Here is a 19256-nt window from a genome sequence, read left to right as displayed (position 1 = left end):
GCGTCTGCCCGCGTCCGGCGCGCCCGTCCGCGTCTGGCGCGTCCGCCGGGTCCGTCCGGGTCCGCCCGCGCCCGCCTGTCGCGTCTTTCCGCCCGTCCGCCCCGCCGCGCCCCTCAAGGTCTGCGCAACATCAGGGAAAGTGCTGCCTCATGGCGTCCGGAGGCAGCAACTTCCCTGATGTTGCGGGCGGGGTGAGGGTGGACGCCCGGAGTGGGGGTTCCCGGGGTGGCATGGGTGTCCTGTGGAGGCTGACACCCGCAAGATCGCGCAACATCCAGGTTGTAGTGGTCTCCAGCGCGCGCGAGACCACTACATCCAGGATCGAGCACGATCTTGCGGTTCGGCCCGGCCCGGCCCGGCAGGTCACGGCACGGCACGGCCACGGCACGGCACGGCACGGCACGGCACGGCCACGGCACGGCAGGGCACGGCACGGCCACGGCACGGCAGGGCACGGCACGGCAGGGCGCGGCAGGTCACGGCCCGGCCCGGCGGTGCGGCAGGGGCGAGCGGGCAGGGCAGGTGGTCAGGTGGTCAGGTCTGCGGTGGGGTGGGACGGGCCGTCGCCGACGAGACGGAAGCTGTCCGCGTCGGCTGGTTCGACCAGCCCGTCCTGTACCAGGCCGGCGAGGGCTCGGGCACGTTGGACGTCGTCGGTCCAGACCTGGTCCAACCGTTCGTGTGGGACCGGCCCGGTGCTCTCCCGGAGCACCCCGAGCAGGAGACCGCGTACCTGTCGGTCGGTGCCCGCGTACCGCTGGGGTCGTCGGGTTGGCCCCGCCGGCGCCTCCTGGCCGGAGGCCCGCCAGGCGCACACCGACTCGACCGGGCAGGTGGCGCAGCGTGGTGACCGGGCCGTGCAGATCACCGCGCCCAGCTCCATGAACGCGGCGCTGGCGAGTGCCGCCGCGGCTGGTTCCACCGGGAGCAGCTCTTCGGTGGCGACCAGGTCGGCTGGCCGGGTGACCGGTCCGGCGTCCGGCTCGCCGGCCACCGCCCGGCAGACCACCCGGCGCACGTTGGTGTCGACGACCGGGTGCCGCTGCCCGTACGCGAAGGCGGCCACCGCCCGCGCCGTGTAGGTGCCGACCCCGGGCAGGGCGAGCAGTTGCTCCAAGCGGTCGGGTACCTGACCGCCGTGCCGGTCCACGATCGCGACCGCGCACTCGCGCAGCCGCACCGCCCGGCGGGGGTAGCCGAGACGTCCCCACATCCGGATCGCCTCGGCCGGGGTGTCCGCGGCCAGCGAAGCCGGGTCCGGCCAGCGGGTCAGCCATGCCTGCCAGGCCGGCACCACCCGCACCACGGGCGTCTGCTGGAGCATGACCTCGCTGACCAGGATGGCCCACGGGGTGACCCCGGGTGCGCGCCACGGCAGGTCACGGGCGTGTTGCTGGAACCATCGGCTGACCAGTGTGGCGAAATCGGGTTGAGTCATGGCGCCGTCGATGATGTCACGCCTGGCGATCCCGCTGGTTGGGCGGCTCGGGCGGGGTGCCACGGCAGCGCCTGACGGATCGGAGAGAATGCCCGGATGAACGAGCTCGCGATCACCGTCATCGGTCGGGACCGGCCGGGCATCGTGGCCGATGTCGCCGAGGTGCTCGCCGACCTGGGTGCGAACCTCACCGACAGCACGATGACGCGGCTGCGGGGGCATTTCGCGATGACCCTGATCTGCACCGGGCCGGCCTCCGCCGAGGTCGAGGCCGCGTTGGCGCCGCTGGCCGCCGAGGGGCAACTGCTGGCGACGGTACGCGCGGTCACGCCCGACGGCGAGGTGCCTCCGGCGGGTGAGCCGTACGTGATGGCGGTGCACGGTTCGGACCGGATGGGCATCGTCGCGGCGATGACCCGGGTGCTGGTCGATGCTGGCGGGAACGTCACCGACCTGAGTACGCGGCTGGCCGGGTCGCTCTACGTGGTGCTGGCCGAGGTCGAGTTGCCGGCCGGTGTGGCCGACACACTGATCGACCGGTTGCACCGGACGGCTGGTGAGCTGGGCGTGGAGGTCACTCTCCGGCCGGCGGACCCGGATCTGTTGTGACCGGCGACGACAGCGGGCCGGACGTCGACGCGTACGTCGGTCTGGGCGACTGGACACCTGACTCGTTGGTCGTGCCCGGCGAGGTGCGGCCGGTGGTGTCGGCCCCACACCCGGTGCTGAGCCGGGCCGCCGAGGAGGTCGATCCGACCGCGAAGGAGACCGTGCAGCTCGCGGCCGATCTGGTGGCGACGATGCGGGTGTCGCCGGGCTGCGTGGGGCTGGCCGCGCCGCAGGTCGGGGTGGGTGCGCGGGTTTTCGCTGTCGATGTGACCGGGCACCCGAAGGCGGTCACGGTGCATGGCACTTTCGTGCTCTGCAACGCCCGGGTGGTCGAGGCGACGCGGTGGAAGCCGGGCCGGGAGGGGTGCATGTCGGTGCCGGACCTGACCGGGGACGTGAAGCGGGCCAGCCGGCTGGTCGTGGAGGGTGACCTGCCGGGCACCGGCGAGCCGGTCCGGTTGGTGACCGACGGCTTCGAGGCTCGGGCGTTGCAGCACGAGATCGACCACTGTGCGGGGTTGCTCTTCCTGGATCGGGTGGCCGGTGCGCACGCCGTCTACCAGCGCAAGGTCTATCTCTGATCGGCTGCCGGACACTCGGCCAGTCTGTCCTGAGTGGAGAGTGGGTAGGGTGCCCCCGGGCGGTCCCGGCGCGTCGCGCCGTACTGGTGGGGGAAGCGCGGCTACGGTGGGAGGCATCATGCGTCTGACGGTCGGCCCCCTGCCACCCGCCGTGTACTGGCGGCGTCGCGTCGTCGTACTCGGAGCGGGGCTCCTCTTCCTGATTGTCCTGCTCTACTCGTGCACCCAGTCGGGTCGTTCCGGCGAGAAGCCGAAGGCGGGGTCGACGTCGACCCCGACGTCGACGTCCGCCGGCACGCCGGGTCCTGGCGGCCCGGTGCTGACCCCGGAGACCGGGGCCCCGCCGCCGTCCGCGTCCGCCGACCCGGGTGCGACGAGTCCGAGCCCCGCGATCACCAGCAACGCACCCCCGCCGGGTGCGGCGGCCGGTTCGGAGGACGACGGCACCTGCACCGACGCGGAGATCAGCGTGGTCGCGTCGGCGAGCCCGGTCTCGGTCCAGCGTGGGGCGGTGGTCGAGCTGCAACTCAAGATCAAGAACACGTCGGACCGCACGTGCAGCCGCAACGTCGGCGCCGACCTACAGGAGATCTTCATCAAGTCCGGTGCGGAGAAGATCTGGTCGTCGGACACCTGCGGCAAGGTCGAGGGCTCGGACCCGCAGTCCTTCACGCCGAACTTCGAGCGCGCCTACCAGGTGCCGTGGAACGGCCGGGACACCAGTCGGTGCGACGGGGCGCTGGCCGCAGGGCCGTTCCCGCCGCTCGGGTCGTACCAGGTGTTCGCACGGGTGGGCACGAAGCTCAGCGCACCGGTGAAGCTCACCATCACCGGCTGAGCCGGGGTCAGACGTACCGTTCCAGGATGGATGCCTCGGCGAGCCGGGACAGCCCCTCACGGACGCCTCGGGCCCGGGCGTCGCCGACCCCCTCGACAGCCTGCAGATCCTCCACGGTCGCGCCCAGCAGTCGCTGAAGGCTGCCGAAGTGCACCACCAGGCGGTCGACCACTGCGACCGGCAGTCGAGGCACCTTGGCCAGCAGTCGGAAGCCGCGAGGGCTGACCGCGGCGTCCAACGCGTCGGACGCGGCGGGGTAGCCGATCGCCTTGGCCACCGACACCAGGTCGATCAGCTCGGTGGCGCCGAGCAGGTCCAGCTCGACGAGTGCCTCGTCCAGCGTGCGCGACTTGCGGCCGACCGGGAGGTAGTCCCGGATGACGAGCGTGCGGTCGGCGTCCACGCCGGCCATCAGCTCGTCGAGTTGCAGGGCGAGCAGGCGACCGTCGGTGCCCAGCTCGACCACGTAACCGGCGATCTCGTCGGCGATCCGGCGAACCATCTCCAGGCGCTGCACCACGGCCACCGCGTCCCGTACGGTGACCAGATCCTCGATCTCCAGTGCGGAGAGCGTGCCGGAGACCTCGTCCAGCCGGAGCTTGTAGCGCTCCAGGGTGGCGAGCGCCTGGTTGGCCCGGGAGAGGATCGCGGCCGAGTCGTCGAGCACGTGCCGCTGGCCGTTGACGTAGAGGCTGATGATCCGCATCGACTGGCTGACCGAGATGACCGGGTAGCCGGTCTGCCGGGCCACCCGCTCGGCGGTGCGGTGCCGGGTGCCGGACTCCTCGGTCGGGATGGACGGGTCGGGCATCAGGTGCACGGCCGCCCGGACGATCCTGGTGCCGTCGCTGGAGAGCACGACGGCGCCGTCCATCTTGCACAGCTCCCGGACGCGCGTCGCGGAGAACTCCACGTCCAGCGGGAAGCCGCCGGTGCACAGGCCCTCGACGACCTTGTCGTAGCCGAGCACGATGAGCGCGCCGGTGCGGCCGCGCAGGATGCGCTCCAGACCGTCGCGTAGGGCTGTGCCCGGGGCCATCAGGGCGAGGTTGGCCCGCAACGGGTCCCCCGCGCTCCCGGCGGCTCCTGCGGTCACGCTCACGCTGATCGGGCGGGCGGGCGAGCCCACGGCGCCGGTGCGGGCCTGGGGCGGCGCGCCGGCTGGCTTGGTGGTTTCGCGGTCGATCGGCACGGGCACAGTCTACGGACTGCCGTGCGGTGGGTGCTGTCGTGGTTACTGTGATGTGTCACGATGCGGCCCTTCCAACCGATTCCCGCTTGGGACGTGCTGTCCGGTATCGCCGTCTCCGTCGGCACGATGGGTCACTCGGCGGACGCGCGGGCCGCATGGTGCAGGGCCGAACGGACATCCGTGACCTCGGTCACCCGCATGTCCTTGGGGCCGGCGCCGGTGCTGTCCGGTCCGCAGCCGGGTGGCACCAGGGCCACCTTGAACCCCAGCCGGGCCGCCTCGGCCAGCCGACGCGGCACCGCACCGACCCGACGCACCTCGCCGGTCAGCCCCACCTCACCGATCGCCACCAGGTGCGGCGCGATGGCCAGGTTGAGCCCGCCGGAGGCGACCGCCAACGCGACCGCCAGGTCGGCGGCCGGCTCCACCACCCGGATCCCGCCCACCGTGGCGGCGAAGACCTCCCGGTCGTGCAGGGTCAGCCGCTCGGTGCGTCGTTGCAGCACCGCGAGCACCATCGCCAGGCGCGCCGAGTCGAGGCCGGAGACGGTGCGTCGAGGTGAGCCGGCCACCGTCGCGCCGATCAGGGCCTGCACCTCGGTGACCAGGGCACGCCGCCCCTCCATGGCCACCGTCACACAGGTGCCCGGGACCGGCTCCGCGTAGCGGGTCAGGAACAGCCCGGACGGGTCGGCCAGGCTGCTGATGCCACCCTCGTGCATCTCGAAGCAGCCGACCTCGTCGGCCGCGCCGAACCGGTTCTTCACGCCGCGCACCAGGCGCAGCGACGAATGCTTGTCGCCCTCGAAGTGCAGCACCACGTCGACCAGGTGCTCCAGCACCCGGGGCCCGGCCACCTGGCCGTCCTTGGTGACGTGCCCGACCAGCACGGTGGCGATGCCCCGCTCCTTGGCGACCGAGACCAACGCGGAGGTCACCGCGCGCACCTGCGTCACCCCACCGGGCACGCCCTCGGTGCCGGTGGTCGAGATGGTCTGCACCGAGTCGAGCACCAACAGGCCCGGCTTGACCGCGTCGAGGTGACCGAGCACCGACGCGAGGTCGTTCTCCGCCGCGAGGTAGAGCTGGTCGTGCAGCGTGCCCATCCGCTCGGCGCGCAGGCGTACCTGACTGACCGACTCTTCGCCGCTGACCACCAGCGAGGGGCTGCCGGCGCCGACCGCCCACTGCTGGGCCACGTCCAGCAGCAGGGTCGACTTGCCCACGCCGGGCTCGCCGGCCAGAAGCACCACGGCACCGGGGACCAGGCCGCCGCCGAGCACCCGGTCGAGCTCGCTCACCCCGGTCGGGCGGGCGCGGGCCGGAGCGGCGCTGATGGTGGCGATGGGCCGGGCCGGCTCGGTCGGCATCCGGGAACTGACCACCCGACCGGAGACGGTCGGGCCGGTGACCGTGCTCTCAACGACCGCGCCCCACTCGCCGCACTCCGGGCAGCGCCCCACCCACTTGGGTGGCTGGTGCCCGCACGCGTCGCACTGGTAGGCCGGACGCGGGTCGCGGGCGGCGGACCGGCCACGGGCGGCACCGGCGGTGCCGCCGCGCGAAGGGGTCGATCGGGAGGTGGTCACATCAGGACGCTAGTCCTCGCGTACGACGAAAACACCCCGGCGTGGTGGTCACCACGCCGGGGCGTTTGTCGATGTGCGGTCGGGTCACTCGTGGGTGGTGCCACCCTCGTTGCCCTCGTAGCCGCCCTCGCGCTCGATGATCGGCGAGGGGGGCGCGGCCGGGGTGAGCGGCACCGCGATCGGCGCCTGGCCGGTCACCGTGTTGCCGTTGCCGAAGTCGAAGGTCACGACGACGTTCTGACCGGAGCGCAGCGCCTCGTTCAGACCGACCAGCCGGAGCTGCGTGGTGGCCTCGGAGTTGAACTGCACGTAGCTCAGCGGGGCCAGCTCGATGCGAGCCGGCGTGCCCGGGGCGGACGGGCTGGCCGAGCCGGATGCCCGCGCCGACTCCGGGGCGGACGGGGTGGCCGAGGAGGACCCGGTCTCGGACGGGGTCGCCGACGGGCTGGCCGAGCCGGACCCGGAGGTCGACGGGCTGGCCGAGTTGGAGCCGGACGGCGACGCGCTGACCGAGCCGGAGGGCGACGGGCTCGTGGAGGCGGACTCGGAGGCGGACGGCGACGGGCTCGCCGAGCCGCCGCTGATCACCACCTCACGGGCGCTCTCGGTGGTGATGGTGACCGTCACCGTCTCCTTCGAGTCGTTGTAGATCACCGCGCTGAGCCCAGCGTCCTGGCCGGCACGGAAGCCCTCGATGCCCGGGTAGTTCACAAGCAGGCCACGCACCGAGAAGGATCCGTTGTTGGTGGTGAGGTTGACGCCCTGGACCGACGGCTCCTTCAACGCGGTCTCGGCGATCTGACCGGCGCCGCAGCCGGACGTCAGCAGGCTGGCCGCCGCAATCCCGGACAGCAACAGGGCCGCCCGCCGGGAACCCCTGATCGAGCGCGTCACGTCGGTCCTCCTCGTCACAATCCCCACCCGGCCGCACGCCGGGCACGCCTGGCCACACCCGCGCAGACCGCGCTCCAGGGTAGTTGGGACTGATCGAGGCCCGCACGCGGACCCGGCAATGCCACCTCCCCGGGTGGCGCTCACACCACCCGACCGCTCGCGACCAGCAGGACCACGTCGATGAGGGCCACCAGCATCACCGCTCGGAAGGCCGACACCGGCCGCCGGCCCGCCCGGACCGCGGAGCGCCCGGCGTACCAGCTCAGCGGCGGCACCACGGCGGCCGTGCCGACCGCCGCCAGGCCGATCGCCGACGGCGGCCCGGGTGGCCCGAGGACCAGGGCCGCGGTGGCCGCGAGGAGCAGGCCGGCCGCCGCGACCCGGCTGCCGGCGGCGCCCAGCCGGTGCGGCAGACCACGCACTCCGGTCCGAGCGTCGTCGGCCAGGTCGGGCAGCACGTTGGCGAAGTGCGCGCCGGCCCCCAGGCAGGCCGCCGCGACCAGCAGCCAGGCGGGTGGGGTCGGCTGACCGGGCAGCGCCAGCACCACGAAGGCGGGCAGCGCGCCGAACGAGACGGCGTACGGCAGCACCGAGAGCACGGTGGCCTTGAGCGGCCAGTCGTAGAGCAGTGCCGAGACCAGTGCGACGGTCAACCAGAACGCCGCCGTGGGATTCGTGGTCAGCGCAAGCAACGGACAGGCCACCGCGGCCGCCGCCGCGGCCCAGGCCGTGGTGCGTCGACCGACCGCGCCAGCGGCGACCGGTTTGTCGGTACGCCCCACTGTGGCGTCCCGCTCGGCATCCAGTGCGTCGTTGGTCCAGCCGACAGCGAGTTGGCTGGCCAGCACGGCGAGCACGACGGAGACGATTCCGGTCGGCCGATGGCCCACTCCCCACGCCAGCAGACCGGAAACCGCGGTCACCGCCGCGGCCGGTTCCGGATGGCTCGCCCTGACCAGCCCTAACACCCTCGACGACATAAGGGAAGTCTGGTCGTTACCGAGCAGTCGTGCCACGCTCGGTGCCATGCGAGACGTGGCTGCGTCCGCGGCGTCCACCGGCCCCCGGGTGCTGCCGCGTAACGATCCGCGCCAGTACGACGACCTGGCCGGCGAGTGGTGGCGGCCCGACGGCGCGTTCGCGATGCTGCACTGGCTGGCCGAGGCCCGCGCGGCGCTGGTGCCACCGGCCACCCGCCCGGGCGCGCTGCTGGTCGACCTGGGTTGCGGCGCCGGTCTGCTCGCGCCGCACCTGGCCGGCAAGGGCTACCGCCATGTCGGGGTGGATCTGACCCGCTCGGCGCTGGTCCAGGCAGCCCAACACGGCGTACGCGTGGTCCAGGGCGACGCCACCGCCGTCCCGCTGTCGAGCGGCTGCGCCGACGTCGTCTCGGCCGGCGAGTTGCTGGAGCATGTGCCGGCCTGGCCGCGTGTGGTGGCCGAGGCGTGTCGTCTGCTGCGCCCGGGTGGTCTGTTGGTGTTGGACACCCTGAACGACACGGCGCTGGCCCGGCTCGTCGCGGTACGCATCGCCGAGCGGCTGCCGACCGTGCCGCGCGGCATCCACGATCCCCGGTTGTTCGTGGACGCCGGGGCGCTGGTGGCCGAGTGCGCCCGGCACGGCGTCGACCTGCGGCTGCGCGGCATCCGTCCGCAGGTCGGGGGTCTGCTGGCCTGGCTGCTGCGCCGGGCGCGCGCCACCCGGACGTCCGGAGCGGCGTCGACCGGCCGCGCGCCACGCATCGTGCCGACCCGGTCCACCGCCGTGCTCTACCAGGGTCGCGGGGTCCGCAAAGGATAGTCCGGGCGTGGCGGGGGTATGGGACGCCGAGGAGGAGACGATATGACGGTGCAGGCGCTTGAGGCGGCCCGCCGGTTGGCGCCGCGGTTCGCCGCGCGGGCGGCGGAGCACGACCGGGACGGCTCCTTTCCCATCGAGGACTTTCGTGATCTGCGGGAGGCTGGCCTCTTCGGGTTGATGGTGCCCCGGGCGCTGGGCGGCATGGAGGCCAGCTTCGCCGAGTACACCGCGGTGGCCACTGAGCTTGCCCGAGGCAACGGCGCGACGGCCCTGGTGTTCAACATGCACGCCTCGGTGACCGGTGCCCTGGGCGCGGTCACCGAGGAGCTGGCCGAGGCGTTGGGTGTGCCGGACGAGGCGCTGGCCGCCCGGGACCGGCTGCTCACCGCCGCGGCTCAGGGCTCCTGGTACGCGGTCGCGATGAGCGAGCGTGGCGCCGGTGCTCGGCTGTCCCAGCTGACCACGGCGTACGAGGCGACCGACGAGGGTTGGCATCTCAAGGGCAGCAAGACGTTCTGTTCGGGTGCCGGTCATGCCGACGGTTACCTGGTGGCGGCGCGCAGCGCGGCCGACCAGTCGGTGGTCTCGCAGTTCCTGGTGCCGGCCGGTGACGGGTTGACCGTGGAGCCGACCTGGGATTCGCTCGGGATGCGTGCCACCTCGTCGCACGACCTGCATCTGGACGTCACGGTGCCGGCGGACCGGCTGCTGGGCGGTGTGGAGGGGCTGGCGCTGGTGGTCGCCCAACTGATGCCGCACTGGCTGGTGGCCAGTTACGCGGCCGTCTACGTCGGGGTGGCCCGGGCGGCGATCGACGCGGCGGCCGAGCACCTCAACGCCCGCAACCTGGCCGGCCTGCCGGCGGTGCGGGCCCGACTGGGCCGGGCGGACGCGGCCACGGCGGCCGCCCAGCTGGTGGTCGCCGAGGCCGCCCGTCGGGTGGACGACGCGCCGGGCGACGAGGAGACCAACCGCTGGGTGTGGCGGGCGAAGCTGCTGGCCGGCACGACGGCCGCGGAGGTGGCGGCGTCGGTGTTGGAGGCGGCGGGCACCTCGGCGACCCGGCGTGGTCATCCGTTGGAGCGGCTCTACCGCGACGCCCGCTGCGGCTCGCTGCACCCGGCCACCTCGGACGTCTGCGCCGACTGGCTGGGCATCGCCGCTCTGGGCGGCGACCCGGACCGCGACGGATCGGCACCGCGTTGGTGAGCCGGCTCTGCGCGATTCGCACGGAAGATGGGCCAGCCGAGGCGGCTGGTGGGACGGCCAGGGGGAGGACAGCATCTGACGAGAGGTGGGGATCGTGTCCGTACCAGTGATCGCGGGGCTCGGGACTGCACAGCCGCCGTCCGCTTCGCAGGACGAGTTGTGGGAGGGCTTCTTCTCCCGGCACTTCACCGGCACCACCCGGTCGTTGGCCCAGCGGATCTTCGCGAACTCCGGGGTGACCCGGCGCCAGGCCGCGGTCAACCCGCTGTTGGAGGACGTGTCGGACTGGCCGACCGAGCGCCGGATGCGTCGCTACCAGGTCGAGGCGTTGCCGTTGGGCAAGGAGGCGGTGGGCCGCGCGTTGACCGCAGCCGGGCTGGACGCCGGTGACATCGGGTTGTTCATCGTCTGCTCCTGCACGGGCTACGCCACCCCCGGGCTGGACATCCTGCTCGCCCGGGACCTCGGCATGGCCGCGGACACGCAGCGGATGTTCATCGGCCACATGGGCTGCTACGCGGCGCTGCCGGGCCTCGGTGCGGCGAGTGACTTCGTCACCGCGCGAGGACGGCCGGCGCTGCTGCTCTGCGCGGAACTGACCAGCCTGCACATCCAACCGTCGAGTGCCAGGGTGGACACCCAGCAGATCGTCTCCCACGCGCTCTTCTCGGACGCGGCGGTCGCCGCCGTGGTCACGCCGGGCGGCCCGGGGTACGCGTTGCGCGAGGTCACGTCCGTCACCGACACCTCGACCGCCGACCACATGACCTGGGACGTCACCGATGCCGGTTTCCGGATGGGGCTGTCGCCGAAGGTGCCGCAGGTGCTGTCGAGGCACGTCCGTGGGCTGGTCGACGACCTGTTGGCCCGGCACGGTGTCACCGGTTCCGAGGTGGACGGGTGGGCGGTGCATCCGGGCGGGCCGCGGATCCTCAACGTGGTGGAGCGCGAGTTGGCGTTGCCTCCGGAGGGTCTGGCGGCGTCCCGGGCGACGCTCGACGAGCACGGCAACTGCTCGTCCCCGACCGTGCTGCTGATCCTGGACCGACTGGCCCGCGCGACACCTGCGGCTCGACGCATCGTCATGTTGGCGTTCGGCCCCGGCCTCACCCTGTACGCCGCTCTGCTCGATCGACAGGACTGATCGCCGGTCCACCCGGCCGGTACGCTCGCTGGATGGATACGACGGCGGACGACCGACTGCGCTCGGCCGTCCTGGCGGGTGCCGCGGTGGCCGTGCTGGCCGCTGGTGGCTGGTGGTGGCAGGTCGCCGCGCCCACCCCGACGGCCAGGTCGGCTGCTCCTTCGGAGACCGAGCCGTCCGTGGGGCCGAGTGTGAGCACGCCGCTGGAACGTGCCCTGTTCACCGGGGTGCCCGGCGAACGGTTGACGGTGCGGGTGGACGACGGTGGCGAGGTCGTCAGCATTCCGGACGGCGTACGGACGGAGATCGACCCGGAAACCGGCAAGATCGTCGACATCGAGGGTGATCTCGCCGCGTTCTTCTTCCAGGGCGATCTGCCCTCGTTCCAGGAGACGATCTGGCGGGAACGGTCGGCAGTCGCCTCGGGGCAGAGCGTGGTCCGGCAGGCCGCGGGCGACGGCGGCCGTCACCTCCTGCAGTACCGGTGCACCAGGCCGGGCACCATGCTGGTGACCCTCTCCGGGGCAGGGCTGGCCGGGCCGTCCCAGATCGACTGCGACGGCAAGATCGCCAGCGCCGAGGTGTTGGCGCACGGCAGGCCGTTCCGGGTGTCGCTGACGTCGATCGGGGACGGGGAGATCGACGTCCAGGCTCAGTTGGTCGCCCTGCCCCGCTAGGCCGTCGTCAGGCGCCGAGGGCGCTCAGCTCGCCCCGGTAGGCGTCGACCGGCCCCAGGTCGGGCAGCACCAGGGTCACCGTGCCGGTGCGGTCGACCAGCAGGGCGGTCGCGACGCCGGGGCGGGCCGGTTGGCCCAGGAACGAGCGCAGCCCTCCGGCGGGGTCGGCCAGCGCCCGGGCCTGCGGTCGGTTGGTCGGTGGGGCCGGGGCCGTCCGGCCGCCGGTGACGGTCACCACGGACACCCCGGCGGGCGCAGCAGTCAGGGCGTCGGCGACGCGGTCGGGGCAGGGGCAGCCGTCCAGCAGGATGATCATGGCGGGCGACAGGGCGCGCAGTGGCACCGGTGCCTGGCTGGCGTCGACCAGGTCCAGTGCGGGCAGGGCCCGGCCGGCGAGAGTCGCGGGTGGCGAGTAGGGCGCCGGGGTCGGACGGTCGCTGCGGCTCGCGCGTGGCCAGGTGACCGCGACCAGGCCGGTCAGCGTGGTGAGGACCGCCACCAGCAGGACCAGCAGCGGTAGGCCCAGAGCGCGGTGGTTGCCGGCTGGGCCGCTGGCCCTGCGCAGCTCACGGCGGATCTGGGCGGCCTCGGCGGCCAGCGCGGAGGCGTCGTCGGGGACCACGACCCGGCCCCACTCGGGCGGCAGGCCCGGCAGGCCGTCAGTCGGCCCGTGGCCCTCTGCATCCGGCTTGCCCATCGGACCTCCTGGAAGCGTCTCGAGAGCGGAGTGCGGCTCGGTCTCCAGGGTCGCGCACCAGGGGCTCCTCGCGCTACACCTGGGCGCAGTCCCGCTGGTCGGGCTACCATAGGAGGAGCGCCCAGCCCTTGATCTCGACGTTCTGTTCACCCGTGCCGGGCAGTCATTTGTTCGTTACGGAGCGTGTTCGAACCATTGGTTTGACCGCCTGTCAAGCTGAAGCAAGACCTCTCACAGGGCCCCTGAGCTGCGCCGATGGTCAGGACATCGGAGAGACATCAGTGCCTGACCGTGTTACCCTAGACACAGCGAAAGGGGTTTCGAACCTATGGTTTTCAGTGTCGGCGAGACCGTTGTTTACCCCCACCACGGGGCCGCACTCATCGAGGCAATCGAGACTCGGATCATCAAGGGCGAGCCTAAGAAATACCTCGTCCTGAGGGTCGCGCAGGGTGACCTGACGGTCCGGGTGCCCGCCGAGAATGCCGAGATCGTGGGCGTGCGCGAGGTGGTTGGCGAAGAAGGCCTCGGTAAGGTCTTCGACGTTCTCCGGGCTCCGCACACCGAGGAGCCGACCAACTGGTCGCGGCGTTACAAGGCCAACCTGGAAAAGCTGGCCTCCGGCAACCCGCTGAAGGTCGCCGAGGTCGTTCGCGACCTGTGGCGCCGGGAGCGGGAGCGGGGCCTCTCCGCGGGCGAGAAGCGGATGCTGGCCAAGGCCCGCGACATTCTCGTCGGTGAGGTCGCGCTGGCTGAGAAGAGCACCAAGGACGAGGCGGAGACGCTGCTCGACAAGGTCCTCACCGAGGCCTAGTCCGCACAGCATCGTCGTACCCACTTCGTAGCGAAGAAACCACCGAGGACCGTGACGTGACCGCGCAGCTCAATCCGCGCGGTGACGTCGCGGTCCTCGTGCCTGCGGCGGGTGCCGGCGTACGTCTCGGCCCCGGCCGACCCAAGGCGCTGCGCCTGCTCGCCGGCGAGCCGCTGCTCGTGCACGCCGTGCGTCGGCTGGCCGCCGCACCGTCGGTGCACACCATCGTGGTGGCCGCGCCGGTCGCCGAGGTGGCGGCCGTCCGTGAGCTGCTGGCACCGGTCGCGCCGGTGATCGTGGTGGCCGGCGGCGCGGAGCGACAGGCGTCGGTGGCCGCCGCGCTGGCCGCGGTGCCCGCCGGCCCGACGATCATCCTGGTGCACGACGCCGCCCGCGCGCTCACGCCGCCCGAGCTGGTCGAATCCGTCGCCGCGGCGGTCCGTGGCGGGCGTGACGCGGTGATCCCGGTCCTGCCGGTCGTCGACACGATCAAGGAGGTCGGCGCCGGCGAGGTGGTGCTCGGCACCGTCGACCGTTCCGCCCTGCGTGCGGTGCAGACCCCGCAGGGTTTCCGCCGGGCGGTGCTCAGCGCCGCGCACGCCGCAGCTGGCGACTCTCTCACCGACGACGCCGGTCTCGTCGAGAAGCAGGGCGTGCCGGTGAGCTGTGTGCCGGGCTCGGAGTACGCCCTGAAAATCACCCGACCGTTCGACCTGGCTCTGGCGGAGCATCTGCTTGCCGCAGGCGGTTGACGCGTACGCTCTGATCATGATCGTTCCCCGGGTGGCCATCGGCACCGACGTGCACGCGTTCGAGCCGGGCCGGCCCTGCTGGGTGGCCGGGCTGCTCTGGCCCGACCAGGACGGTCTGGCCGGGCACTCGGACGCCGACGTGGTCGCCCACTCCGCCTGCAACGCGCTGCTGTCCGCCGCCGGCCTCGGTGATCTCGGCGCCGTCTTCGGGGTCGGTGAGCCGCAGTGGGCCGGCGCGTCCGGTGTGGCGCTGCTGACCGAGACGGCCCGCCGGGTGCGGGCCGCCGGCCTGGAGATCGGCAACGTGTCCGTGCAGGTCATCGGCAACCGCCCCAAGATCGGCAAGCGTCGTGCGGAGGCGCAGGAAGTGCTCTCCTCCGCCGTGGGCGCCCCGGTCACGCTGTCCGCCGCGACCACCGACGGGCTCGGTTTCACCGGCCGCGAGGAAGGGCTCACCGGCATCGCGGTGGCCCTGGTGTACGACGCGCCGGCCGCCTAAGCTCGCCGCGATGTCCAGCGACCCTGCCCCCGACCGCTCCGCCGCCGACGGTTACGTCCAGCGCGCCCAACTTCTCGCCGAGCTCGGCCGCCACGACGAGGCGGCCGGCGAGCTGACCTACGGGCTGGCCCTCCAGCCGGACGACGTCGACGCCCTCACCATGCTGGCCCGGGTGCACCTGGCCGCCGACCGCCCGGCCGAGGCCCTCACCGCTGCGGACACGGCCATGGCCGCCGCGCCCGAGGCACTCCCGCCGCTGGTCGCCCGGGGCATGGCGTTGGCCGATCTGGAGCGCTACTCCGAGTCGGCGGCCACCGCCGACCGGATCCTCGCCCTCGGCCCGGCCGACGCGTACGCCCAGCGGAGCGCGGCGGCGATCCTGGCCGGCGCCCGCAACGGCCAGCCGGCGCTGAACGCGGCCTGGCGCGGGGTCGAGCTGGCTCCGGAGGAGCCGCAGGCCCACCTGGTGCTCAGCCTGGTGGCCGCACGGCTGGACCTGTTCGACCTGGCCGAGCGGGCCTACCGGGAGGCGTTGCGGCTCGACCCGCGCCTCGCCGAGGCCGGGCACGACGTCGGTGTCATGCGTCTGGAGCAGCGTCGCTGGTCGGAGGCGTTGGCGCACGTGGCGGACGCGGTCGCGGTCACCCCGAGCCGAGTCGACTCGCCGCGCACCCTCGCGTCCGGCCTGCACCGCCTGGTGCTCTACGGCGCGGGTTGGTCGCTGGTGGCGGCGGTGGTTGTCGCGGTCGCGGCGTCGGCGAGCGACGGGTTCTCCCGCATGCTGGCGGTCCTCGCCGCGCTGACCGGTGGGGTCGTCGTCTGGCAGCTCGCCGCCCGGTTGCCCGGGCTGGCCCGGACCGTCCTGCCCGCCATGCTGCACTCGGACCGGGCGATGGCCCTGGCGATCTACGCCGTGGCCGCCGCGCCGATGCTGCTGCTGGTGTACGCGGTGGTCGGCTCGCCGTGGCCGCTGGTGCTGGCCATCGCCGCCACGGCGATCGCCGAGTTCGCCGTCTTCACCCGCACCGCCATCCGCTAGCCGCGCCGCGCCCAGGTCCAGGCGTATCCCTCGTCCTCGCAGTCGTTGGCGGCGTCGCAGAGATCCAGGGGACGGAAGGTGTCGACCATGACGGCCAACTCGTCGAAGTAGTCCGCACCGATGGAACGCTCGGCCGCACCCGGCTGGGGGCCGTGGGTGAACCCGGACGGGTGCAGGGAGATCGAGCCCTGCTCGATGCCGGAGCCGCGCCGGGCCTCGTAGTTGCCACCCGTGTAGAACAGCATCTCGTCGGAGTCGACGTTGTGGTGGTTGTACGGCACCGGGATCGCGTCCGGGTGGTAGTCGACCTTGCGGGGCACGAACGAGCAGATGACGAAGTTGGGGCCCTGGAAGGTCTGGTGCACCGGCGGGGGCTGGTGGATGCGCCCGGTGATCGGCTCGAAGTCGTGGATGGAGAACGCCCACGGGTAGAGGTGCCCGTCCCAGCCGACCACGTCGAACGGGTGGTTGGCGTAGACGTAGCGGGTCCAACCACGACGGTGCCGGACCAGCACCTCGACCTCCTCACCGTCGACGAGCAGCGGGGAGTCGGGGCCGCGGACGTCGCGCTCGCAGTACGGCGAGTGCTCCAGGAACTGGCCGCGGACGGAGAGGTAGCGCTTGGGCGGGCCGATGTGCCCGGACGCCTCGACGGTGAGCAGGCGGACGGGCTGGTCGCCGGTGGGCACCAGCCGGTGGATGGTCGAGGTGGGGATGACGACGTAGTCGCCGGCGACCGCGTCCAGCACCCCGAACGGGGACTCGACCCGCAGGGTGCCCGACTCGACGTAGAGGCAGTGGTCGCCGGTGGCGTCGCGGAACAGCGGTGAGGGCCGGTCGGCGAGCACGTAGCCGATCCGTACGTCGTCGTTCGCCAGCAGGTACTGCCGGCCGAGGACCGGGTCGGAGCCGCCGGTGTCCAGCTTGTGGGTGCGCAGGTGGCGGGGCTTGAGCGGCAGGTTCGGTGCCCGGGTGAACGCGGGCGGGGTGAACTCGTCGGCGGCCAGGATCGCGGTGGGCGCGTGCCGGTGGTAGAGCAGGGACGAGTCGGAGGAGAAGCCCTCCTGGCCCATCAGCTCCTCGGCGTAGAGGGTGCCGTCGGGCTGGCGGAACTGGGTGTGGCGCTTGCGCGGCACGTCGCCGACGCTGCGGTAATACGGCATCTCGCCTCCCGATATGTTCCGTTCACCGATCAACAGCGTCCGATAATCGGACGCTGTTGTCCGTTCCTCGTAGCGTCCCGTACATTCTTGTTCCGTGTCAACGCAGGTGCCCGCACTCCTCGACGGCCTGGTGGACGACGCCGCCGTCTTCCCCCCGGGCAGCGCCACGCTGCCCGACGCGCTGACCGCCCACCGCCGGCACCGCATCGCCTGGTACGCCGACCTGGTCGGCCCGCTGCTCATCCCCGCCTCGACCGTGGCGGCCGGTGAGCTGGGTGGCTTCGTCGACCCCGGCGAGGGCCTGGTGGTCGGCGTGATCGGCGACACCGGGATCGGGAACCTGCCGTCCACGCTGTCGTCTCTCGCCCCGGACGGCGTCACCGCGCGCCAGATCGAGGTCGCGGTCGCCAAGCGCGGCGAGGACCCGCTGCCCGGCATCACCGAGCTGCTGCGGCTGACCGGTGCGCTGCCGGGCGTCGAGGCCGTCTACGCCGAGCTGCCGCTGACCTTCGGGCTGATGGGCGCGCTGGACGCGCTGGCCGCGGCCCGCGACGACGGGGTGCCTGTCGCGGCCAAGTTCCGCACCGGTGGCCTGGCCGCCGAACTCTTCCCCACGCCCGCCGAGCTGGCCGCCGTGATCTGCGCCTGCCGCGACCGGGGCCTGCCGTTCAAGCTCACCGCCGGGCTGCACCAGGCGGTCCGGCACCTGGACCCGGAGACCGGGTTCACCCACCACGGGTACGCCAACGTGCTGGCCGCCACCCTGGCCGCCGCCGACGGCGACAGTGTGGGGACGGTCGCCGAGTTGCTGACCATGGTCGACCCGCGCCCACTGGTGGAGCGGGCGACGACACGACTGGACGTGCCGCGCCCGCTGTGGGTGGGTTTCGGCTCGTGCAGCATCCTGGAACCACTGACCGATCTGATCCGGCTTGGGCTGGTGAACGGGGGCTACGACGCATGACCTGGGTGACCGGCGCTGACGGATCGCCGTACGGGGTGGCGAACCTGCCGTACGGGGTGTTCCGGACCGACGGGGGTCAGCCGCGGATCGGCGTACGGATCGGGTCCTGGGTGTTCGACCTGGCTGCGGCGGAGGCAGCCGACCTGGTGCTGGCCGCCGGTGCGCTGTGCCGGCCCACCCTCAACGACTTCATGGCGCTGGGCCGTCCGCAGTGGACCGCGGTGCGGCAGCGGATCACCGAACTGCTGACCGACCCGGCGCACCGGCCCGCGGTGGAGCCGCTGCTGGTGCCCCTCGACGACGTGGAGATGCTGCTCCCGATCGAGGTGGCCGACTACGTCGACTTCTACTCGTCGGAGCACCACGCGTCGAACGTCGGGCAGATCTTCCGCCCCGGCCAGCCGCCGCTGCTGCCGAACTGGAAGCACCTGCCGATCGGCTACCACGGGCGGGCCGGCACGGTGGTCGTCTCCGGCACGCCGGTGATCCGACCGACCGGGCAGCGCGCCTCCGCCGAGGGCCCGGTCACGGGCCCGTCCGTACGCCTCGACATCGAGGCCGAGGTCGGCTTCGTGGTGGGCGTGCCCAGCCCGCTGGGTCGTCGGGTGTCGGTCGACGACTTCGCCGACCACGTCTTCGGGGTGGTGCTGGTCAACGACTGGTCGGCCCGGGACATCCAGGCCTGGGAGTACCAGCCACTCGGACCGTTCCTCGGCAAGTCGTTCGCGACCTCGGTCTCGGCCTGGGTGACGCCGCTGGAGGCGCTCGGCGACGCGTTCGTGCCCGCTCCCGACCAGGACCCGCCGGTGGTCGACTACCTGCGTGACGTGCCGCACCTGGGCCTGGACCTCCGACTGGCGGTCGAGTGGAACGGCGAGCGGGTCAGCGAGCCGCCGTTCGCCACCATGTACTGGACGCCGGCGCAGCAGCTGGCGCACCTCACCGTCAACGGCGCGTCACTGCGCACCGGCGACCTGTACGCCTCCGGCACCGTCTCCGGCCCGGACCGATCGCAGGTCGGCTCGTTTCTGGAGCTGACCTGGGGCGGGGCGGAGCCGGTCACGGTGGGCGACGAGAGCCGTACCTTCCTCGCCGACGGCGACACGGTGACCATCACCGCCACCGCGCCCGGGCCGGACGGCACCACCATCGCCCTGGGCGAGGTCAGCGGCACCATTCGTCCGGCCAACTGAGCGGTCGCATTCCATCCGTCTCGTGCACGGGACCGGTTATCGCACAGCCCGTGCGATAACCGGCCCCGGTTGATCCGTTGATCGTCCGGATCCCGTTGCCTCGCCGCGCGATCTGGGCCGGGCTCCGCCCGGCTGTCAGCGGTGGGGCGTCCACTGCACACGGA

The 19256-nt window shown here is 72.8% G+C and carries 20 protein-coding genes; 13 read left to right on the top strand and 7 right to left on the bottom strand.

The annotated features are described in order from the left end of the window. Positions 1–526 precede the first annotated feature (526 nt). Positions 527–1438 carry an iron-sulfur binding domain-containing protein gene (locus LADH09A_RS26530; protein WP_238648314.1) on the bottom strand — a complete coding sequence of 304 codons (912 nt, stop codon included), beginning with the start codon at positions 1436–1438 and terminating at the stop codon, positions 527–529. A gap of 96 nt (positions 1439–1534) precedes the next feature. Between LADH09A_RS26530 and LADH09A_RS26525 the strand changes: the two genes are divergently transcribed. From LADH09A_RS26525 to LADH09A_RS26515, 3 genes are all read left to right on the top strand, one after another. Beyond that, positions 1535–2047, top strand: a complete 513-nt coding sequence (locus LADH09A_RS26525) for a glycine cleavage system transcriptional repressor (protein ID WP_238648313.1) — start codon at positions 1535–1537, stop codon at positions 2045–2047. Next, a complete protein-coding gene (locus LADH09A_RS26520; protein WP_238648312.1) occupies positions 2044–2628 on the top strand; it encodes a peptide deformylase in 585 nt (194 codons plus the stop codon). The genes LADH09A_RS26525 and LADH09A_RS26520 overlap by 4 nt, the downstream gene beginning before the upstream one ends. A 118-nt stretch (positions 2629–2746) precedes the next feature. After that, positions 2747–3466 carry an RAD23 family protein gene (locus LADH09A_RS26515; RefSeq protein WP_238648310.1) on the top strand — a complete coding sequence of 240 codons (720 nt, stop codon included), beginning with the start codon at positions 2747–2749 and terminating at the stop codon, positions 3464–3466. Between the two features lie 7 nt (positions 3467–3473). Here the strand turns inward: LADH09A_RS26515 and disA are convergent, their stop codons facing one another. The 4 genes from disA to LADH09A_RS26495 form a co-directional block, all read right to left on the bottom strand. Next, positions 3474–4658 carry a DNA integrity scanning diadenylate cyclase DisA gene (gene disA / locus LADH09A_RS26510; RefSeq protein WP_238648308.1) on the bottom strand — a complete coding sequence of 395 codons (1185 nt, stop codon included), beginning with the start codon at positions 4656–4658 and terminating at the stop codon, positions 3474–3476. A gap of 131 nt (positions 4659–4789) precedes the next feature. Next, entirely contained in the window at positions 4790–6247 is a 1458-nt protein-coding gene (gene radA, locus LADH09A_RS26505) for a DNA repair protein RadA (RefSeq protein WP_238648307.1), read from the bottom strand. A gap of 84 nt (positions 6248–6331) precedes the next feature. Further along, entirely contained in the window at positions 6332–7141 is an 810-nt protein-coding gene (locus tag LADH09A_RS26500; RefSeq protein WP_238648305.1) for a hypothetical protein, read from the bottom strand. Positions 7142–7281: 140 nt separating this feature from the next. Further along, positions 7282–8121 carry a UbiA family prenyltransferase gene (locus tag LADH09A_RS26495; protein WP_238648304.1) on the bottom strand — a complete coding sequence of 280 codons (840 nt, stop codon included), beginning with the start codon at positions 8119–8121 and terminating at the stop codon, positions 7282–7284. A 46-nt stretch (positions 8122–8167) separates the two neighbouring features. Here LADH09A_RS26495 and LADH09A_RS26490 point away from each other — a divergent pair, with 46 nt between their 5' ends. The 4 genes from LADH09A_RS26490 to LADH09A_RS26475 all read left to right on the top strand — a co-directional run bounded on the left by LADH09A_RS26490 (position 8168) and on the right by LADH09A_RS26475 (position 11971). Further along, positions 8168–8941 (top strand): methyltransferase domain-containing protein, encoded by a 774-nt coding sequence (locus LADH09A_RS26490; protein ID WP_238648303.1) that lies wholly within the window; start codon positions 8168–8170, stop codon positions 8939–8941. A gap of 42 nt (positions 8942–8983) precedes the next feature. Continuing rightward, entirely contained in the window at positions 8984–10150 is a 1167-nt protein-coding gene (locus LADH09A_RS26485) for an acyl-CoA dehydrogenase family protein (protein WP_238648302.1), read from the top strand. 94 nt (positions 10151–10244) lie between these two features. Continuing rightward, positions 10245–11294, top strand: a complete 1050-nt coding sequence (locus tag LADH09A_RS26480) for a type III polyketide synthase (RefSeq protein WP_238648301.1) — start codon at positions 10245–10247, stop codon at positions 11292–11294. Between the two features lie 32 nt (positions 11295–11326). Beyond that, complete coding sequence (locus LADH09A_RS26475; RefSeq protein ID WP_238648300.1) at positions 11327–11971, top strand: hypothetical protein; 645 nt, start codon at positions 11327–11329, stop codon at positions 11969–11971. A 7-nt stretch (positions 11972–11978) separates the two neighbouring features. Here the strand turns inward: LADH09A_RS26475 and LADH09A_RS26470 are convergent, their stop codons facing one another. Beyond that, positions 11979–12668, bottom strand: a complete 690-nt coding sequence (locus LADH09A_RS26470; RefSeq protein WP_238648299.1) for a hypothetical protein — start codon at positions 12666–12668, stop codon at positions 11979–11981. Positions 12669–12996: 328 nt separating this feature from the next. Between LADH09A_RS26470 and LADH09A_RS26465 the strand changes: the two genes are divergently transcribed. From LADH09A_RS26465 to LADH09A_RS26450, 4 genes are read left to right on the top strand one after another with little or no spacing between them, the layout of a single operon-like run. Beyond that, positions 12997–13482: a CarD family transcriptional regulator gene (locus tag LADH09A_RS26465; RefSeq protein ID WP_088950500.1), complete on the top strand. Its 486-nt coding sequence runs from the start codon at positions 12997–12999 to the stop codon at positions 13480–13482. Between the two features lie 56 nt (positions 13483–13538). Then, positions 13539–14234, top strand: coding sequence for a 2-C-methyl-D-erythritol 4-phosphate cytidylyltransferase (gene ispD, locus LADH09A_RS26460; RefSeq protein WP_238648298.1), 696 nt, complete (start codon positions 13539–13541; stop codon positions 14232–14234). Between the two features lie 13 nt (positions 14235–14247). Continuing rightward, positions 14248–14733 (top strand): 2-C-methyl-D-erythritol 2,4-cyclodiphosphate synthase, encoded by a 486-nt coding sequence (ispF, locus tag LADH09A_RS26455; protein WP_238648324.1) that lies wholly within the window; start codon positions 14248–14250, stop codon positions 14731–14733. Positions 14734–14743: 10 nt separating this feature from the next. After that, a complete protein-coding gene (locus tag LADH09A_RS26450; protein WP_238648296.1) occupies positions 14744–15772 on the top strand; it encodes a tetratricopeptide repeat protein in 1029 nt (342 codons plus the stop codon). Here LADH09A_RS26450 and LADH09A_RS26445 read toward each other — a convergent pair. Next, entirely contained in the window at positions 15769–16935 is a 1167-nt protein-coding gene (locus LADH09A_RS26445; protein ID WP_238648295.1) for a homogentisate 1,2-dioxygenase, read from the bottom strand. The genes LADH09A_RS26450 and LADH09A_RS26445 overlap by 4 nt on opposite strands. Positions 16936–17029: 94 nt before the next feature. On the opposite strand from LADH09A_RS26445, the gene LADH09A_RS26440 reads away from it, so the two are divergent. Together LADH09A_RS26440 and fahA are read left to right on the top strand one after the other, a co-directional pair. Next, positions 17030–17899 (top strand): hypothetical protein, encoded by an 870-nt coding sequence (locus LADH09A_RS26440; protein ID WP_238648294.1) that lies wholly within the window; start codon positions 17030–17032, stop codon positions 17897–17899. Further along, positions 17896–19092 carry a fumarylacetoacetase gene (gene fahA / locus LADH09A_RS26435; protein WP_238648293.1) on the top strand — a complete coding sequence of 399 codons (1197 nt, stop codon included), beginning with the start codon at positions 17896–17898 and terminating at the stop codon, positions 19090–19092. Before LADH09A_RS26440 ends, fahA begins: the two co-directional genes overlap by 4 nt. Positions 19093–19256 lie beyond the last annotated feature (164 nt).

Origin of the sequence: Micromonospora cabrerizensis (assembly GCF_022230955.1) — a bacterium.
Classification (GTDB): Bacteria; Actinomycetota; Actinomycetes; order Mycobacteriales; family Micromonosporaceae; genus Micromonospora; species Micromonospora cabrerizensis.
The sequence above is the reverse complement of the archived record's forward strand: the minus strand, read 5'-3'. Positions and strand labels throughout refer to the sequence as shown.

Excerpts from the sequence above, each read along its gene's own strand:
- LADH09A_RS26485 (WP_238648302.1), top strand. The coding sequence starts at position 8,984 with ATGACGGTGCAGGCGCTTGAGGCGGCCCGCCGGTTGGCGCCGCGGTTC.
- LADH09A_RS26450 (WP_238648296.1), top strand. The coding sequence starts at position 14,744 with ATGTCCAGCGACCCTGCCCCCGACCGCTCCGCCGCCGACGGTTACGTC.
- LADH09A_RS26445 (WP_238648295.1), bottom strand. The coding sequence starts at position 16,935 with ATGCCGTATTACCGCAGCGTCGGCGACGTGCCGCGCAAGCGCCACACC.
- LADH09A_RS26475 (WP_238648300.1), top strand. The coding sequence starts at position 11,327 with ATGGATACGACGGCGGACGACCGACTGCGCTCGGCCGTCCTGGCGGGT.
- LADH09A_RS26530 (WP_238648314.1), bottom strand. The coding sequence starts at position 1,438 with ATGACTCAACCCGATTTCGCCACACTGGTCAGCCGATGGTTCCAGCAA.
- LADH09A_RS26515 (WP_238648310.1), top strand. The coding sequence starts at position 2,747 with ATGCGTCTGACGGTCGGCCCCCTGCCACCCGCCGTGTACTGGCGGCGT.
- LADH09A_RS26470 (WP_238648299.1), bottom strand. The coding sequence starts at position 12,668 with ATGGGCAAGCCGGATGCAGAGGGCCACGGGCCGACTGACGGCCTGCCG.
- LADH09A_RS26495 (WP_238648304.1), bottom strand. The coding sequence starts at position 8,121 with ATGTCGTCGAGGGTGTTAGGGCTGGTCAGGGCGAGCCATCCGGAACCG.
- LADH09A_RS26490 (WP_238648303.1), top strand. The coding sequence starts at position 8,168 with ATGCGAGACGTGGCTGCGTCCGCGGCGTCCACCGGCCCCCGGGTGCTG.
- LADH09A_RS26465 (WP_088950500.1), top strand. The coding sequence starts at position 12,997 with ATGGTTTTCAGTGTCGGCGAGACCGTTGTTTACCCCCACCACGGGGCC.
- LADH09A_RS26525 (WP_238648313.1), top strand. The coding sequence starts at position 1,535 with ATGAACGAGCTCGCGATCACCGTCATCGGTCGGGACCGGCCGGGCATC.
- fahA (WP_238648293.1), top strand. The coding sequence starts at position 17,896 with ATGACCTGGGTGACCGGCGCTGACGGATCGCCGTACGGGGTGGCGAAC.